Raw genomic sequence first — 16,700 nt, forward strand, 5'->3', positions numbered from 1 at the left:
GGGCAGCAGGCCGAGGATCTGCTGGCGCAGGTGGAGATCACGGTGAACCGCAATTCGGTGCCGTTTGATCCGCGTCCGCCGATGACTACCAGCGGTCTGCGGATCGGCACCCCGGCGTTGGCGACCCGCGGGTTCTCCGAGGAGGCGTTTGCCGAGGTTGCGGAGATCATTGCGCAGACCCTGATTGCCGGGGCCGAGGGCAACACCGGGGTGTTGCCGGAGTTGAAGGCCCGGGTTCTGGAGCTGGCCGCAGCCCACCCACTGTACCCGGAGCTGGCCAAGGTTTCCGAGTAGCATCTTCAAACGAAGATGAGGGCCTGGAAAGCGGCGAAAAAGCGCTTTTCGGGCCCTCAGTCTCTCTACTGCCAAAAATACGCGGCACAAGAAGGACGGCAGGGGGAAGAACCCTGCATGACAGACAAGCCGATCCGGGTTTCACCCGGATCCCAAGATCTAAGGATGTGATCCGCTATGGCGGTAAGCGTATTCGATCTCTTCTCGGTAGGCATCGGACCATCGTCCAGCCACACCGTGGGACCAATGCGTGCGGCCCACGCTTTCATTGCGCATCTGGTGCGCGAGGGGCAGCTCCCCGCGGTGGAGAGCATCCGCGTTGACGTCTACGGTTCGCTGGCCGCCACCGGCCGCGGGCACGGAACCTTCACCGCCATCATGCTGGGGCTGGAAGGCTTCGAGCCGGAAAGCATCCTGCCGACCCAGGTTGATTCCCGCCTGGCGGACATGGACGCGAGCGGCGTGCTACGCCTGGCCGAGCAGCTGGGGCACCGCAAGGACCTGGACTACCGGGTCGAGGACATGATCCAGCACCCGCTGACCGTGCTGCCCCGCCATACCAACGGCGTGAAGTTCATCGCCTTCGACGCCCAGGGCGCCGAACTTTCCAATGAGACCTTCTTCTCCGTCGGAGGCGGCTTCATTGTGCGTGAAGGCGCCGAGGAACGCATCGAAAAGAGCCTGGAAAAGAAGCTCAAGCAGCAGCCCTATCCGTTCACCACTGCGTCCAAGCTGCTGGAGCACTGCCGCGAAACGGGCAAGTCGATCGCTGAAATCATGATGGCCAACGAGGAAACCTACCGCACCCGCGAAGAAATCCGCTCCGGCCTGATCCACATCTACGAGGTCATGGAGGAGTGCAAGAACTCCGCCCTCGAGCGAACCGGCGTGCTGCCCGGCGGCCTGAAGGTCCGCCGACGCGCGCCTGAATGGCACAAGCGCCTGCGCAAGGAAGACAAGGACCGCGATCCGGTGTTCTGGCAGGAGTGGATCAACCTCGTGGCCCTGGCCGTCAACGAGGAAAACGCTTCGGGCGGCCGGGTGGTGACCGCCCCGACCAACGGCGCCGCCGGCATCATCCCCGCCGTGCTGTTCTACGCAACCCACTACGCCCCGGGGGCCAAGTACTGGAACGCGGAAGAAAAGCACGACGCCGTCGTGAACTTCCTGCTCACCGCCGGCGCGGTCGGCGTGCTCTACAAGGAACAGGCCTCGATCTCCGGCGCCGAGGTCGGATGCCAGGGCGAAGTCGGTTCGGCCTCCTCCATGGCCGCCGGCGGGCTGGCCGAAATCCTGGGCGGAACCCCTGCACAGGTGGAGAACGCCGCGGAGATCGCCATGGAACACAACCTCGGACTGACCTGCGACCCCATCGGAGGACTGGTGCAGATCCCATGCATCGAACGCAACGCGATCGCCGCTTCCAAGGCAGTGAACGCCGCGAAGATGGCGCTGATGGGCGACGGCGAACACCACGTCACCCTCGACGAAGTCATCATCACCATGCGGGAAACCGGCAAGGACATGAGCGACAAGTACAAGGAAACCGCGATGGGCGGACTGGCCGTCAACGTCGTCGAATGCTGACGCACTGACAATCGTGCACCATGCGCCGGCAGGGCGGAGCTTCATCGAAGCTCCGCCCTGCCGGGCTTCCGGACCCTATGAGCTCAGGCACCATGGCGGGACATCAGCAGGCAAGGATGATAGAACTGGAGATAGACGGTGGCCCACGCGCCACCCTGTCCGCAAGGAGGTGATCACATGGACGACGGCCCTAGCCGATCTATGTTCACGCGATCTCTCCGGGACGATTCGTAGCGCCCAAGCCTCTTTCGGCTTCCCTGCGTGCACGTCTGCGAGTTCGCGACCGGCTCTCATTCACGTGCGCAGAACACCAGCTAAATCAGGAGATTTATCTCCTCTTTTTTGTTGCTTCCGGCCTTCGGTTTACGGGGCAGAATGCTGATGTTTCCGCGCCAAACAACACGTTTGGACGACTTGCCATGTACACCACTCCAAAAGTAGACTTCTCAACTAATTCTCGGGAACTGCACGCAGCCTTGAAAGCGGAGGAGCTCGGCGCATTGGCCGCGCAGCTTCGCCGGCTGGAACCGGCGGAAATCATCGAACACCTGGACACGCTCAGCCTCTCCGAAGCCGCCATCGCCTTCCGCCTGCTGGACAAGCCGCGGGCGTTGAGGGTGTTCGAAAAGCTCGACGCCCCGCTGCAGGCCGACCTCATCAAGGGCCTCCAGCAGGACGCGGTTGCCCAGACGCTGGCCGGTATCGGAGCCACCGAGCGGGCGGCGCTGCTCGACGAGCTTCCTGCCACGGTGGCTTCCAGCCTGCTGCAGGCACTGGACTCCACGACCCGCGAAGAAACCCGCGTGCTCCTTGGCTACTCCGCGGCCTCCACGGGACGCTTCGTCTCGACGCGCTACATCAAGACCTACCCGGAGCTGACCGCAGAGCAGACCCTTGAGCGCGTCCGCCAGCAGGTGGCCGAGCGCACCAGCGCAAACCTGGTGCTCGTGGTGGACCACGAGCGCCGCCTGCTCGGCGGAGTGGAGCTCAGCCAGCTCATCGCCGCTGATCCGCAGAGCCCCGTCGGGGACCTGCTCACCCCGATGTTCACCGCGACGGTCGCGGATCCCGCGGTGCAGACCGCGCGCCGCGTGGTCAACCGCCAGCTCGAAATCGGCGCGGTGCTCGACCAGGAGGAAAAGCTGGTCGGGGTCCTGAGCTGGGCTCAGGCGCTGGAGATCCTGGACGACGCCGACGAGGCGCGGACCGCACGCACCGCCGGTTCCGAACCGCTGAACCGGCCGTACCTGAGCACCCCGATCGGCGGCATGGTCCGCTCGCGCATCCTCTGGCTGCTTGTGCTGGCCATCGGCGCCACGCTGACCGTGCAGGTGCTTTCCAGCTTCGAGGAAACCCTCGAATCCATGGTGGTGCTCAGCCTGTTCATTCCGCTGATCGTGGGTATCGGCGGCAACACCGGCAACCAGGCGGCGACCACCGTCACCCGCGCCCTGGCCATGGGGGAGGTGCGGATCTCCGACATCGGCCGCGTGCTGCTGCGCGAGGTCCGCGTGGGCTTCGTGCTGGGGCTCAGCCTCGGGCTGCTTGGCTTCCTGCTGACGCGGGTGATCTTTGATGAACAGGTCGCCTGGGTGATTGGCCTGACCCTGATGGTGCTGTGCACCGTGGCGGCAGGGGTCGGCGGCATCATGCCGATCATCGGCAAGTCGATCAAGGCCGATCCGGCGGTGTTCTCCAACCCGTTCATCTCGACCTTCGTCGACGCCGCGGGGCTGGTTGTCTACCTGAGCATCGCGGTGCTGGTCCTGGGCTGAGGCTCCGGCCCGCGCCGGGGCGAAATGTTACGCCGCATCTCGGCGGCGGAATAAGCGGCCGGGCCGGAACGTCATACCTAGCATGCCTCAAAGTAAACTCTTCGCTCCCACGACCATCCCTACCCGCGCCGGAGAAGGCCTGGCGCTGCGCAACCGCGCGGTGCTGCCGCCGATGTGCCAGTACTCCATCGAGCAGCGCGACGGGATCCCGACCGCCTGGCAGCTGGTCCATCTGGGCGCCCACGCCCAGGGCGGATTCGGGCTGGTCATCGCCGAGGCCACGGCGGTGGCGCCCGAAGGCAGGATCTCCGACTTGGACGTCGGTTTGTGGAACGAGCAGCAGGCCGAAGCCTGGAAGCCGGTCACCGAGTTCATCCATTCCCAGGGGGCCGCCGCCGGCGTGCAGCTGGCCCACGCCGGAGCCAAGGCCTCAACCTACGGCTGGCTCAAGGAATACGAGGACGCCGGGAAGACCGGAAGCCTCGCCCCGGAGGACGGCGGCTGGCAGACCCTGACCTCGACCCCGAGCGACCTGCACGGACTGGCTCCGGCAGCCCAGATGTCCGGGCAGCAGATCGCCGACTCGGTGCAGGACTGGGCCGAGGCCGCGAAGCGCGCGGACCAAGCTGGATTCGACCTGATCCAGATCCATGCAGCGCATGGCTACCTGATCCACCAGTTCCTCTCCCCGCTGGTGAACCAGCGCACCGACCAATACGGCGGCAGCTGGGAGAACCGCACCCGCTACCTGCGTGAGATCGTGCAGGCAGTCGCAGCCGTGTGGCCGCAGGAGAAGGCCCTGGGCATCAGGTTCTCCGGAGACGACTGGGTCGAGGGCGGCTGGCGCATCGATGACACGGTGCGGCTGGCCACGGAACTCTACGCGGCGGGCGTGCGGGCCTTCGACCTGTCCAGCGCGGGGATCGGGCCCTTCCGCGGTCCCAGCGGACCGGGATACCAGGTGCCGCTGGCCCAAGCTGTCAAGCAGGCGCTTCCCGAGGACGCGTTCGTCACGGCCGTCGGCGGGATCACCGATCCAGTGCAGGCCGAGCAGATCCTGGTGACCGGCCAGGCCGACGGCGTGAGCGTGGGACGCGCCGCCCTGGGCGACCCGCAGTGGCCTAACCGGGCTGCCAAGAAGCTGGGCGCGGCCACGGCATCCCCGGCGCAGTACTGGCGCGGCCGCTGGTAGATTCAGGGGGCCATGCTGATTTGCGCGGATCCGCGGCTTACTTTGCGCTTACCTCTTCCTGCATCTGAATAGTGATGTTAGGTTAGTGCCACGGATCAAGTCGCATCGCGGCGAGAGTCGCGTGCGGAAGGGAGTCAGCATGGCACTACGCGCGGATTCTAATGGAATCGACGCTTCGCTCTACCGAAAGCCCGGCCCGTGGAGCACCGCACTGGTCGATGCTTCGCTGGGAAACACATCCGCCCAAGAGGCAGCAGATAATCTTCCCGACAAGGTGGCGAAGCTGCTCAAAAGCCAGCAGGCAAGCGCTGGGGATATCAGCGCCGTCACCGGTGCACTTGAGCCAGCGCAGGGAATGCGCGCACCGGTAGCCCGTTTCATCGCAGTGCATGACGGCGAGGTGCTGTTGAACGAACTGCTCCCCGGGCTGAAGGTTGAATCGCCGTCGGTCGACGTCGGACCGTTCCCGAACTTCACTGCGCTGGCGCGATCCCGCGGCGGCTCGTTCTCCTACCTCGTGGCAGAGGTCGGACGCGACGGCGGAGAAGTCCATCTCTACAACACCACTTCACCCGAACGCATCGCCAGCCGCGGCATCGTCGGCGCACCGGAGGAAGTCCGCCACGCGCGCAAGGTGCCCGGGGAATACGACCAGCCCAAGGCCCAGGCCGCTGCGGATGAAATGATTCGGCGGAACACGGAGGAAGTCGCCGAGCTGATTGAGGACATGTGCCGCGACAACTACGTACGGCTGATCGTCCTCTCCGGGGACATCAAGGCCCGCGAAGCGGTCGCCAGCGCGCTGCCGGCCAACCTGCAGGACTATGTGGAAGTCATCGACGCCCACACGCGCACCGGCGGCGCGGATACCAAGCAGGTGCAGCAGCATATTTCGAAACTCGTGGACGAGGTGAAATCGGCGGCCGTCGCGGACCTGGAGGCCAAGGTCACGGCGCAGGCAGGCAACGGGAGGTCGCTGCTGGCCGTGGGGCTGGACGAAGTCGTCACCGCGCTGCAGTCGGCCCAGGCCGAAGTGGTGCTGGTCGGCCAGTACCAGGACGAGCACACCCTGCGCGCGCTGAGCGCCGAGCCATGGGTCGCACACCAAGAAGGAGATGATCACGCAGACCTGGTAGTCGGCGAATGGCCGGCCCCGGAAGTCCTGCTGCGGGCCACTGCCCTGACCGACGCAACGATCCGCTACGTCCCGGACATGGCCATGCCCGACGGTGCCGGCATCGCCGCGCTGCTTCGGTGGGCCAAGTCCTAGGAGCCAACCGCACTTAACCAACCAAGCGTGGGAACGCCTCGGCGATCCCACGCTTGCCTATGCCTGCCGTCGCGTATGCGGGGCGGCTACCGGTAGTTCCGGTCCGGGTCCTGTCCGGCTGGTCCGTCCGGCCCCTGCGCTCCGGGCTGCCCCGGTTCCATCGGCGTCTGCGGGAATCCATCCGGCCCGGGCTGGTGCTGTCCGGCGAAGTTCCCGTTCTCCTGCGGCGCCCAGTAGGCCTGCTGCTGCGGGCCCATCGGGTAGGCGATGGGCCACGGCTGCAGCAGGTGCTGCTCGGCGCGGCGGCGCGGCGCCGGCCCGACGCTGCGCTGGATGTCCTTCTTCTGCGCGAGCTTGACCAGCAGGACCGTCAGGATTGCGGTCATCGCGCCGGAGATGAGCAGCGAAACCAGGTCCGAGCCCTCGGCGTTCAGGTCCACCAGGCCGACCGAACCGAGCAGGAACAGCGAGGTGTTGTTCACGACGTGGATCGCGATCGCGGCTTCCAGGCCGCCAGTGCGCCAGGTCAGGTAGCCGGCGGCGATGGCGAAGATCGCCACGTCCAGCAGGCCGTAGACGTCGTACAGGTGCCCGGCGGTGAACAGCGGCACCGGCAGCAGGATCGCGAAGAGCGGGTGCTTGAGCCAGCTGCCGATGACCTGCATGAACGCCCCGCGGAAAACAAGTTCCTCGGCTGCGCACTGCAGCGGGGTGAGCAGGATGACCAGCAGGGCGTAGAATAAGGGGCTTGGCGGGATGCTGCTGGCAGGCACCTCGACGCCGCCGCCCGCATCCAGGGCGTCCAGGATGAACGTCAGCGCGAAGTAGGCGGCGTACACGATGCCGCTGACCGCGAACGCAGTGCCCATCCAGCCCCAGCGGATCTTCCCGGCGACCGAGACCAGCAGGCAGACCGGCTTGGCTCCGAGCAGCAGGTAGGCGAACCACACCGAGGGGATCATCACGATCAGCGAGATCATCACGATGGAGAACATCATCGGGTCAGCCATGTTCATCACCGTGAGCTGCTCCAGCGCCGCGGTGTCGCCGCTCCAGAACGCCGGATTGGACATCATCATCACGAAGGCGATGACGCCAACCACGATGGAGAGCACCGCGAAGAATCCGGAGGCAGTGCCCAGCAGCGCCAGCGGACGCCACCAGCGGTAGTTCTCGTCGCGCCGCAGGAGCCTGTGGAACTCGTAGCGCGGTTCATCAACGTTTTCCGTCGGGGCGGGAAGCCCCGCATTTGATGTCATGCTCATGCTTCCATTCTCCCGGTGAGGCCCACCCAAACGCATGAACCTTCCGGAGGATCTCTGCGCTCATTCCGAAGGGGCAGGCATCCGGGCTTGCCACTGGCTGATTAGACTTGGGGACGACAACTTCGACTCGAGCGATGCGGAGAACGCACCCGTGGGCCACCACCATCACGACGAACCCATCCTGCAGGACCCCAAGCGGCGCCGCCGTGCCTCGATCATCCTCTGGGCCCTGCTCGCACCGGTCGGCGCCCTGGCGCTGGTCATGGTCATCGCGCTGTGGCCGCAGGGGAACTACGACAAGTTCGCCCTGTCGGGATCCACTGACACCACCGGCGGCGCGGTGATGGCCACCGGCACCGTGACCCGTTCGGTGTTCCAGGACTGCCCTTCTTCGCAGGGCCTGGAGGACGTGGGCGGCAAGGTGCTCGAATGCACCGTCACCTACGTGATGCCCGATGACGGCGGCGCCGAGATCCAGCTGGAGATCCCGCAGGAGACGCTGCAGTCGCGCGAAGCGCGGGCGGGGGATTCGCTGCGCTACCTGGACCTGTCCAAGGTGGGCTCCAACTCCGGGACGGATTTCGTGTTCGTTGACTTCGTGCGCACCTTCCCGATGGCCCTGCTGGCGATCGCCTACGGCCTGGTGGTCGTGCTCGTGGCAGGATGGCGCGGGGCCCGCGCCATGATCGGGCTGGTCGGCGGCATCGCCTTCATGATCGTGTTCATGGTCCCGGCGCTGCTGGAAGGCGGCAATCCGATTGTGGTGGGCCTGACCGGTTCGACTGCCATCATGTTCGTGGCGTTGTATTTCGCGCACGGGCTGAATGCCAAGACCTCCACCGCGCTGCTGGGCACGCTGTTCGGCTTGGGGGTGACGGCCGGACTGGCGCTGTGGCTGACCGACGCGGCGGCGCTGACCGGGGCGCACGATGAGGCCGCCATGACGCTGTCCACCGTGGCTCCGCAGATCTCGCTGCCGGGCCTGCTGATCTGCGGCGTGCTGATCGGCGGCATGGGTGTGCTCAACGACGTGACCATCACCCAGTCGGCCACGGTCTGGGAGCTGGCAGAGTCCGCGCCGAAGGCCAGCGCCACCGAGCTCTTCCTGCGCGGCATGCGCATCGGGCGCGACCACATCGCCTCCACGGTCTACACCATCGCCTTCGCCTATGCCGGCGCGGCGCTGCCGGTGCTGGCCATCGCCGCGCTGAGCAACCAGGGCTTCGGCACCACGCTCAGCTCCGGGGAAATGGCCGAGGAAGTCATCCGGATCCTGATCGGCTCCATCGGCCTGGTGCTGGCGATTCCGGTGACGACCTCCATCGCGGTGCTGGTGGTCAAGGCCACCGGAACCGGGGGAGCACACGGCAAATCGCTGGGCGGCAGCGGCCGCCGGGCGGCGCTAAGTGCGAATCATTCTCACGAGTAATGTAGAATAGTTCTCAATAGCGAACCTGAACTAGAAAGCTTCCTCGTGAAAAACCGCTCAATTCTCGCCTCACTTGCCCTCGTTCCCGTCGCCGGCCTGCTGCTGTCGGGATGCTCCTCCGATGCGCAGAGCGCGCCGGGAGACTCGGGTGTGAGCATCGTGGCCACCACGAACGTCTACGCGCAAATCGCCCAGACGGTAGCCGGCGAGCATGCGGAGGTCAGCGAGATCATCGCCTCCACCGCGCAGGACCCGCATTCCTACGAGCCGACGGCCCGCGACAAGCTCGCCGTCTCCCAGGCCAGCATCGTGCTGGCCAACGGCGGGGGATACGACTCCTTCATGGACACCCTGGTCCAGTCGCTGCCCCAGGAGCAGCGCGACAACCTCTCGCTGCTGCATGTGGTCGACTCCTCGCCGGTCGCCGCCGAGGAAGCCCAGGGCCACGGGGACGAAGCCGATGAGCACGCCCACGACGAGGGCGGGGAGCACGGGCACGAGCACGCCGAGTACAACGAGCATGTCTGGTACGACCTGGACTCCATGAGCGCGCTGGCCGATGCCCTCGCCGCCGAGCTGGGCAAGCAGGACGCCGCCAACGCCGCAGACTACACGCGCAACGCCCGGGAATTCGACGCCGACATCGAGCAACTGGCTGGCGAGCTGTCCGCCGCCGGGCTGGAGGGCAAGAGCTACCTGATGACCGAACCGGTGCCGTTCCACCTGCTGGAGGACGCCGGCATGGTCAACAAGACCCCCGCCGGGCTGAGCGAAGCCATCGAGGAAGGCGAGGGCATCGCCCCGCTGACCCTCAAGAACGCCGAGGACCTGCTGGCCGGCAAGGGCGCGGACGTGATGGTCTACAACGTGCAGACCGAAGGCACCGAAACCAAGGCCCTGAGCTCGGTGGCGAAAGACGCCGGGGTGCCCGTGGTGGAACTGACCGAGACGATCACCGACGGCTCGACCTACCTGGAATGGATGCAGGGAAACATCGAATCCCTTGCCTCCGCGCTGAAGGGCTAGCGCTTACGTAGACTTAACGCATGCCGTTGATTCCATCCCCAATCAATCAAGCCGCTGGAAAAGCCAAGTCCCTGCTGGCCGAGCGCTCGGTGCGAGCCCAGATCGCCGAAGCCTCCCGTGGACTGGAACAGGCGGATGTGGTCCTGTTCTTCGCTGAAGGCCCGGGCCAGATCTACCAGCTGGACACCTGGCTGGAGACCTTCGAACGGCTGGCCGACCAGGGGATGAGCACCGGGGTGGTGCTCATGGACGCGCTCAGCGCGCGGCAGGCGCTGGACTCGACCAGCCTGCCGCTGCTGTTCACCCGCTCCATGGAGCAGATCGAGAAGCAGCTGGCCGCGATGGGCACCAAGGCCATCTGCTACGTGAACAATTCGCAGCGCAACTTCACCATGCTGCGCTTCAACGGCCCGGCGCACATCCACCTGAACCACGGCGAGAGCGAAAAGGCCTCCATGGTCTCCAACCAGCTCAAGGCCTACGACTACGCCTGCGTCGCCGGCCCGGCGGCGGTCGAGCGCATCCGCGAGGCCATCCCGCGCTTCGACCTCGCCCACCTGGTGCAGATCGGCCGCCCGCAGCTTGATGCGCTGACGCCCAGCGGCCCGAGCGCCAGGATCCGGGTGCTCTATGCGCCGACCTGGGAAGGCGATTCCCAGGCCATGGCCTATTCCTCCATCACCGCGCTGGGGGAGCGGATCCTCGCCCAACTGCAGGCCGACGACCGCTTCGAGGTCCGCTTCCGCCCGCACCCCAAGACCGGTGACGTGTCGGGCGAAGCCCGCAAGTCCATCACCGCATTGAAGTCCAACTACACCTCGCTGCTGGATCCCACCGCGGACGCCGGCCAGTCGCTGGTCTGGGCCGACGTGGCGATTTGCGACATCTCGGCCATGTCCTACGACGCGGTGGCACTGAATGTGCCGCTGCTGCTGGCCGGGGACCGGGACTGCAAGCTGCGCCAGGGCCTGCCGGCGGACCAATTGCTCGGCCACGCCAACGGGCTGGCCGACCGCGTGGCCGCGCTGGCGGCCTCCGGGGTGTCCGGACGGCAAAAGCAGCTGGCCCAGTATTTCTTCGCCACCACCGAACCGGGGGGCGCGACGGAAAAACTGGGCCAGCTGCTGCGCAGTGTCTGACGCTTCGGGCTAGCGCTGCTTGAACACCGTGTCCTGCCATTCGCGGTGGGCCGCGGTGTCATGGGCGATCAGCACGTGTTTGACGTTCGTGTACTCGTCGAAGGAGTACTGACTCATGTCCTTGCCCATGCCCGAGGCCTTGTAGCCGCCGTGCGGCATGTCCGAGACGATGATGATGTGCTCGTTGATCCACACGCAGCCGGCCTGGATCTCGGCGCTGGCGCGCATGGCGCGGTTCACGTCCTTGGTCCAGGCGCTGGCGGCCAGGCCGTAGGGGGTGTCGTTGGCCAGCTCGATGGCCTGCTCGTCGGTGTCGAACGGCAGCGCCACCAGCACCGGGCCGAACACCTCGTCCTGCACGATCTCCGAATCCTGCGCCGCTCCGGTGATCAGGGTCGGGCGGTAGAAGTTGCCCGGACGGTCAACGCGCACGCCTCCGGCCAGGGCGGTGGCCCCGGCGGCGACGGCGCGCTCGACCATGGCCGCGACCTTGGCCGCATGCTGCTCGCTGATCAGCGCGCCCATGTCGGTGTCCTCGTCGGTCGGATCCCCGACCACCATGGCGTCCATCAGCTCGGCCACGCGGGAGGTGAACTTCTCGAACACCGAGGAGTGCACGTAGGCGCGAGTGGCGGCGGTGCAGTCCTGGCCTGCGTTGATGGTGGAACCGGCCACCGCGCCGTGAGCTGCTGCCTCGATATCCGCGTCGTCGAAAACCACGAACGGCGCCTTGCCGCCCAGTTCCAGATGCACGCGCTTGCCGCTCTCGGCGGCCATGGACATGATCTTCAGGCCCACCGCGGTGGACCCGGTGAAGGAGGTCATCTTCACCAACCGGTGGCGCACCAGCGGCTCGCCGACCTCCACGCCGCCGCCGACCACCACGTTGATGACGCCGTCGGGCAGTCCCGCGTCCTTGGCGGCCTGCGCGAACAGCAAGGTGGTGCCAGGGGTGAGCTCGCTGGGCTTGAGCACGATGGTGTTGCCCGCGGCGATCGCCGGCAGCACCTTCCATGCGGCCATCTGCAGCGGGTAGTTCCACGGGCTGATCGAGCCGATCACGCCGATGGCCTCGCGGCGCACCATCGAGGTGGTGTTTCCGGCGTAGTCCCCGGCGGCCAGGCCCTGCAGGTTGCGGGCCGCTCCGGCGAAGAAGTTCACGTTGTCGATCGAGCCCGGCACATCGAATTCGGTGGACATGCGGATGGTCTTGCCGGTCTGCGCGGTTTCCACCTGTGCCAGCAGGTCGGCCTTGCCCTGCAGCTCGCGGGCCAGGGCCAGCAGGTGGTCGGAGCGCTCGCCCGGGGTGAGCTTGGACCAGCTGGAGAACGCGGCGGCCGCTGCCTGCACTGCCTGGTCGACCTGGGCGGCGGTGGCGGTGTCCACGTCCATCAGCTTCTGGCCGGTGGCAGGGCTGGTGCGGGTGATGGCAGGGCCTTCGCCGCGCACGAACGCGCCGTTGATGAACTGGTGGCCCTCGGTGAATTCAAAGGTAGTCATAGGTGGTTCCTTGGATAGGTAGTGGCTGGCGGCGGGCTCAGGAATCGAAGCCCATGCCGATCTTGTCCATGAGCTTCAGGAAGGGCGAGCGCTTGCCTTCGTTGCGGTCGGCCTTCACCAGGTGGCTGGTCATCAGCTTCACGCCGACCCAGGCGGCAGGCTCCGGCGGGAACGGGATCGGCTTGGTGCGCACCAGTTCCAGCTCGGTCAGCTCGGTCTTCGCGCCGGAGAGCAGGTCCAGCATGACCTTGCCGCCGAAGCGGGTGGCGCCCACGCCCAGCCCGGTGAAGCCGGCGCAGTAGGCGACCTTGCCGCCGTAGGCCAGGTCGAAGAAGGAGAAGAAGCGCGAGCAGGTGTCGATTGCCCCGCCCCAGGCGTGGGAGAACTTCACCTCGCGCAGCTGAGGGAAGCTGCCGAAGAAGTGCGAGGCGAGCTTCTCGAAGGTTTCCTGGTTGGTGTCGTAGCTGGAACGCACCTTGCCGCCGAAGTGGTAAACCGCGTCGTAGCCGCCGTACAGGATGCGGAATCCGCCCTGCTCGTCGATGGTCGGGCGGGAGTAGTGGAAACGGTTGTTCATGTCAGCCAGTCCCACCATCGGATCCCAGCCGATGGCGGCACGCTGTTCTTCGGTCAGCGGCTCGGTCATCAATGCGTAGTCGTAGACCGGGATGACGTGGGCGCGGTGGCGCTTGAGCAGCGAGGGGAAGACGTTGGTGGCCAGTGCGACGTGCTTCGCGGTCACCTGTCCGTCGGCAGTAAGCGCGCGCATGGTGGCGCCGTCCTCGACCAGCTCGGTGACTTGGGTGTGCTCGTAGATCTTCACGCCAAGCTCGGTGCAAACCCGGGCAAGTTCCCAGACCAGCTTGGCGGGGTGGACCAGCGCGGAGCTGTCCTTGTCCCAGGCGCCGGCCAGGAAATCGGGGGAGTTGATGAGCGTGCGGGTACCGGCGGCATCCAGGACCTCGACGCCCTCGGATCCGGCTTCCTCGGTGACCCATTCGATCTGGTGGGGTTCGGTGGCAACGTTCAGCACGCCGTCGCGGGTGAAGTCAACGTCCATGGTGTAGCGTTCGACGGTTGCCTGCAGCTCGTCGAGGTTCTGCGCGCCAAGCTTTGCCAGCAGCGCGTTCTCCCTGGGCAGGTGGTTCTCGCCGTTGGTTTCGCCGTGGACCAGCGAGGCTTCGCAGAAGCCGCCGTTGCGTCCTGAGGCGGCCCAGCCGATGCGCTGGCCCTCGAGCAGCACGACCTCGCGTTGCGGGTCGCGCTCCTTGGCCTGCAGCGCAGTCCACAGGCCGGTGTAGCCGCCTCCGACCACCAGCAGGTCGGTGTCGACGCTGCCGTGCAGCGCGGACTTCGGCGCCGGGCGCTTGTCCGTGTCCAGCCAGTAGCTGGTGTGCTTGGCGTCGGCCAGCGAGGCGGAGATGTGCGCGCGCGAGGCCTTGGCCTCGTGGCGGTCGAATGAAATCGGGTTGGTGATAGCCATGGATGGTCCTTGGTCTGAAAGGTATGGGGTCGGGAAGGAATGCGGGTTCAGGCGCGGTGCGTGGCGCATTCCAGTGGTACGACCAGGGGACCTTGGGCCTTCGCGGTGAACTGAGCGCGGGTGATCTCGGAAGATTGCCAAGGGGCAGTCAAGGGTATCCCTCTTCTCAAGGTCAAGATCACGAATAGAATGTGATTCATTACATATTCAATCGTTCCGCGGTAGCGGTGTCAAGCCAAACCCGACCAACTGGTCGGTTTGTGACGAGCCAGTCTTTTAGCGACTTCAGATGTGCCCTGTTGCAGGCAGGCAAAAGCCCCCGGGCTGTTTCGAATGAAACAGCTCGGGGGCTTGGGTATCAAGGTCGGCTGAGCGCGGCGGGAACCGGAAGATTCGCCGCGTTGGCCGCCCCGGCATGCCGGCGGCGGACCACTAGCGCCGAGGCGAACATGAGCGCGAACTCCATGAGCGCGATCAGCAGCATCGGGACCGCATGGCTTCCTAGGTGCCCCGAGTGCCCATCGTGATGCCCGGTGAACCAAGGCATCCCGACAACCATCGCGATATGCGCCGCTCCCATGGCCGCGCACATGCCCAGCAGTTCCAGCGCGTTCCCGCCGCGCAGCACGCACCAGGCGCACTTAAGGCACCAGGCGGTCATGGCCAGCAACAGCGCCGTCCACAGCGGCGCGTGCGGGATGAGCGCCAGTACCGCCAGATGCACTACGGCCGAGCCGAGCACGGCCGCGCCCAGCACGCGGTTCCCGAGCTGCACCCGGGCCGGTGCTGCCGGGGCGGCGCTAGCCGTTAGAACCGCAGCAGCCATCGGCTTCGGTGGTGGCGCAGCAGCCGTGCTTGGCAGGCTCCGGGACATCCAGCACCGGCGAGCGGTCGAAGAAGCCCTCGGGGCGGATCTTGAAGCCGACGGTGTCCACCGGCATGATCGGCCAGTCCTCGGTGCGCGGGAAGTGGGTCAGCGCGAAGGTGTGCCACAGGCTGATCTTCTCGCCGTCGATGCTCTTGTCGTCCTCGATCCAGGAGCCGATGCCGTCCACGCCCGGGTTCTGGTTCACGAAGTCGCCGGTCGGGTAGCGGTGGGCGGCGTTGCGCTGGGTGACCCACAGGGCCTTGGAGGCGAACTGCGCGCGCTGATGCACCGAGGAGCCTTCGGCGGTCAGCAGGGTCGGCAGGCCCTGGGGCAGCAGCTTGAAGCCCACCGGCTTGCCCAGGTAGTTCTTCTTCTCCGGGTTGGTGACCACCCAGGTGCGCCCGGCGGCCTGATTCGCGTCGCGCACCGCCTGCTTCTCGGTGGCTAGCACGGTGTGGCTGCGGGTGAAGGCGTTGCCGCGCGGGTTCTCCTCGCTGATCGGCAGGCGTACCGCTTCTTCCTCGATGACCTGGCTCGGCCCGCCGTCCAGCGAAAAGTCGAGGCGGGCGCCGAACAGGTGCTGGTGGAACGGCGCACCCAGGCCCGGGGCCATCTCCGAGGCGAAGCGCTCGTCGCGCATCGCGGAGGTGAACACGATGCCGGTGGCCTTGGCCTCGAACTCGATGGTGCCGTCCAGGTACAGGTACCAGTAGAAGCCGTAGTCGTAGTTGCCCACGGTAGTGAAGAAGCTGATCACCAGGCGGCGGTTGCGGCGGGTGTACTTCACGCCCGACCAGTCGTCCGAGTGCTTGGAGAGGATCGAGGCGTCTTCCTCGTGCATGCAGATGCCGTTGGTGATTCTCTGCGCGTTGCCGTCGGCGTCGGTGATCACCGGGGAGATGTAGTGGATCTCGCCCAGGCAGTCGCAGCCCAGTTCCAGGGAGTTGGCGAAGCGGCCGACCAGGTACTCGCCGGTGTCGAAGTAGTTCTGCCAGCTGCGCACCGGCGACGGATCGCCGTAGGGGACCACCATCTCGGCGATGGACGCGCGGTCAAGGATGCGGCGGCGCTCGCCCGCATCGTCGAAGCCGATGTTGTAGAGCACCAGGCCTTCGCGCATGTCGAAGCCGATGTCCAGCGACCACTTCTCCCACTCGACGTGGTTGCCCTCGGTCACGGTGAAGCTGGCGCCCTGCGGCTGGGTGATCTCGATCGGCTTCTGGGAGGTGCGGACCGGGCCGGTCAGCTCGGGATCGGTGTAGTTGCCGTGGGTGGCAGGGATCTCGACATTGCCGAAGTCCAGCAGCTGGTCGACCTTCGCGGCGATGGTGTCGATGTAGACGACCAGGCCGTCGATCGGGTGCGCCCAGGCGGAGTCCTCGGCGAAGTCCTGGCGGAAGGCCAGGCCGCGCAGGATGCGGCGCCCGGATTCCTCCGGGTACTCGAACACGCCGGCGGACAGCGGGGCGACGCGCACCTGGTCGGTGCGCAGCCCGCGCTTGGCCAGCGCGGCGGCCCACTGCTCGTCCTCGGCCAGGATCGCTTCCACCATCTCGAATTCCTCGACCAGCACCGGCAGCTGTCCCACCGCGGCCGGGTCGAGGTTGATGACCGAAGCGACCTCGCCCCGGGTCAAGTCCAGCACCACGTCCTTGGGTTCGTTGCGCAGCTTGTCCATGAGCATGACGCGCACCAGGCGGTCGGCGTTCTGCTCGCTCGGGTCCTCAAGGCCCATGTAGGCGATGCGGGTGTGCTCGGTGAACAGCCGGTTCTCGACCAGCAGCGCCTTGGCTGCGGCGATTTCCTGCTCGGCGAGCAGGGTGAAGTTGGTGGCCACGGAGGTGGTTTCAGTCATGATGCTGGAGCCCTTCG

At 66.4% G+C, this 16,700-nt stretch carries 12 protein-coding genes and 1 pseudogene; 8 read left to right on the forward strand and 5 right to left on the reverse strand.

Annotation, left to right across the window (positions count from 1 at the left end; genetic code table 11):
- The 5 genes and pseudogenes from DFO58_RS00160 to DFO58_RS00180 form a co-directional block, all read left to right on the forward strand.
- Positions 1-294 (forward strand): annotated as a pseudogene (locus tag DFO58_RS00160) (serine hydroxymethyltransferase); the annotation flags it as partial.
- A 177-nt stretch (positions 295-471) separates the two neighbouring features.
- On the forward strand, positions 472-1,881 hold the full coding sequence (locus tag DFO58_RS00165) for an L-serine ammonia-lyase (RefSeq protein ID WP_047119945.1): 1,410 nt from the start codon (positions 472-474) through the stop codon (positions 1,879-1,881).
- A 419-nt stretch (positions 1,882-2,300) separates the two neighbouring features.
- Complete coding sequence (mgtE, locus tag DFO58_RS00170) at positions 2,301-3,656, forward strand: magnesium transporter (protein ID WP_120989049.1); 1,356 nt, start codon at positions 2,301-2,303, stop codon at positions 3,654-3,656.
- A gap of 82 nt (positions 3,657-3,738) precedes the next feature.
- Positions 3,739-4,848, forward strand: a complete 1,110-nt coding sequence (locus DFO58_RS00175) for an NADH:flavin oxidoreductase/NADH oxidase (RefSeq protein ID WP_113607540.1) — start codon at positions 3,739-3,741, stop codon at positions 4,846-4,848.
- A gap of 139 nt (positions 4,849-4,987) precedes the next feature.
- Positions 4,988-6,118 (forward strand): hypothetical protein, encoded by a 1,131-nt coding sequence (locus DFO58_RS00180; protein ID WP_047119942.1) that lies wholly within the window; start codon positions 4,988-4,990, stop codon positions 6,116-6,118.
- Between the two features lie 86 nt (positions 6,119-6,204).
- On the opposite strand, the gene DFO58_RS00185 is transcribed toward DFO58_RS00180, so the two are convergent.
- Positions 6,205-7,383, reverse strand: a complete 1,179-nt coding sequence (locus tag DFO58_RS00185; protein ID WP_183043067.1) for a CPBP family glutamic-type intramembrane protease — start codon at positions 7,381-7,383, stop codon at positions 6,205-6,207.
- A gap of 151 nt (positions 7,384-7,534) precedes the next feature.
- Here DFO58_RS00185 and DFO58_RS00190 point away from each other — a divergent pair, with 151 nt between their 5' ends.
- Genes DFO58_RS00190 through DFO58_RS00200 form a run of 3 tightly spaced genes read left to right on the forward strand, consistent with a single transcriptional unit; the run spans position 7,535 to position 10,977 of the window.
- On the forward strand, positions 7,535-8,812 hold the full coding sequence (locus tag DFO58_RS00190; protein WP_120989051.1) for a YibE/F family protein: 1,278 nt from the start codon (positions 7,535-7,537) through the stop codon (positions 8,810-8,812).
- A 45-nt stretch (positions 8,813-8,857) separates the two neighbouring features.
- Positions 8,858-9,838 (forward strand): zinc ABC transporter substrate-binding protein, encoded by a 981-nt coding sequence (locus DFO58_RS00195; RefSeq protein ID WP_183043068.1) that lies wholly within the window; start codon positions 8,858-8,860, stop codon positions 9,836-9,838.
- A gap of 20 nt (positions 9,839-9,858) precedes the next feature.
- Positions 9,859-10,977, forward strand: coding sequence for a CDP-glycerol glycerophosphotransferase family protein (locus tag DFO58_RS00200; protein WP_052772472.1), 1,119 nt, complete (start codon positions 9,859-9,861; stop codon positions 10,975-10,977).
- A 9-nt stretch (positions 10,978-10,986) separates the two neighbouring features.
- On the opposite strand, the gene DFO58_RS00205 is transcribed toward DFO58_RS00200, so the two are convergent.
- The 4 genes from DFO58_RS00205 to DFO58_RS00220 all read right to left on the reverse strand — a co-directional run bounded on the left by DFO58_RS00205 (position 10,987) and on the right by DFO58_RS00220 (position 16,683).
- Complete coding sequence (locus DFO58_RS00205; RefSeq protein ID WP_047119939.1) at positions 10,987-12,477, reverse strand: aminobutyraldehyde dehydrogenase; 1,491 nt, start codon at positions 12,475-12,477, stop codon at positions 10,987-10,989.
- 37 nt (positions 12,478-12,514) lie between these two features.
- Entirely contained in the window at positions 12,515-13,960 is a 1,446-nt protein-coding gene (locus DFO58_RS00210) for an FAD-dependent oxidoreductase (protein WP_047119938.1), read from the reverse strand.
- A gap of 358 nt (positions 13,961-14,318) precedes the next feature.
- Positions 14,319-14,786 (reverse strand): hypothetical protein, encoded by a 468-nt coding sequence (locus DFO58_RS00215; protein WP_147407162.1) that lies wholly within the window; start codon positions 14,784-14,786, stop codon positions 14,319-14,321.
- Positions 14,761-16,683, reverse strand: coding sequence for a primary-amine oxidase (locus DFO58_RS00220; protein WP_120989054.1), 1,923 nt, complete (start codon positions 16,681-16,683; stop codon positions 14,761-14,763). Before DFO58_RS00220 ends, DFO58_RS00215 begins: the two co-directional genes overlap by 26 nt.
- Positions 16,684-16,700 lie beyond the last annotated feature (17 nt).

Origin of the sequence: Arthrobacter sp. AG1021, from assembly GCF_003633665.1 — a bacterium.
Taxonomy (GTDB): Bacteria; Actinomycetota; Actinomycetes; order Actinomycetales; family Micrococcaceae; genus Glutamicibacter; species Glutamicibacter soli.

Bases quoted from the DNA above. Each gene is read 5' to 3' on its own strand.
- DFO58_RS00165 (WP_047119945.1), top strand. From the start codon at position 472: ATGGCGGTAAGCGTATTCGATCTCTTCTCGGTAGGCATCGGACCATCG.
- mgtE (WP_120989049.1), top strand. From the start codon at position 2,301: ATGTACACCACTCCAAAAGTAGACTTCTCAACTAATTCTCGGGAACTG.
- DFO58_RS00175 (WP_113607540.1), top strand. From the start codon at position 3,739: ATGCCTCAAAGTAAACTCTTCGCTCCCACGACCATCCCTACCCGCGCC.
- DFO58_RS00180 (WP_047119942.1), top strand. From the start codon at position 4,988: ATGGCACTACGCGCGGATTCTAATGGAATCGACGCTTCGCTCTACCGA.
- DFO58_RS00185 (WP_183043067.1), bottom strand. From the start codon at position 7,383: ATGAGCATGACATCAAATGCGGGGCTTCCCGCCCCGACGGAAAACGTT.
- DFO58_RS00200 (WP_052772472.1), top strand. From the start codon at position 9,859: ATGCCGTTGATTCCATCCCCAATCAATCAAGCCGCTGGAAAAGCCAAG.
- DFO58_RS00205 (WP_047119939.1), bottom strand. From the start codon at position 12,477: ATGACTACCTTTGAATTCACCGAGGGCCACCAGTTCATCAACGGCGCG.
- DFO58_RS00210 (WP_047119938.1), bottom strand. From the start codon at position 13,960: ATGGCTATCACCAACCCGATTTCATTCGACCGCCACGAGGCCAAGGCC.
- DFO58_RS00215 (WP_147407162.1), bottom strand. From the start codon at position 14,786: ATGGCTGCTGCGGTTCTAACGGCTAGCGCCGCCCCGGCAGCACCGGCC.
- DFO58_RS00220 (WP_120989054.1), bottom strand. From the start codon at position 16,683: ATGACTGAAACCACCTCCGTGGCCACCAACTTCACCCTGCTCGCCGAG.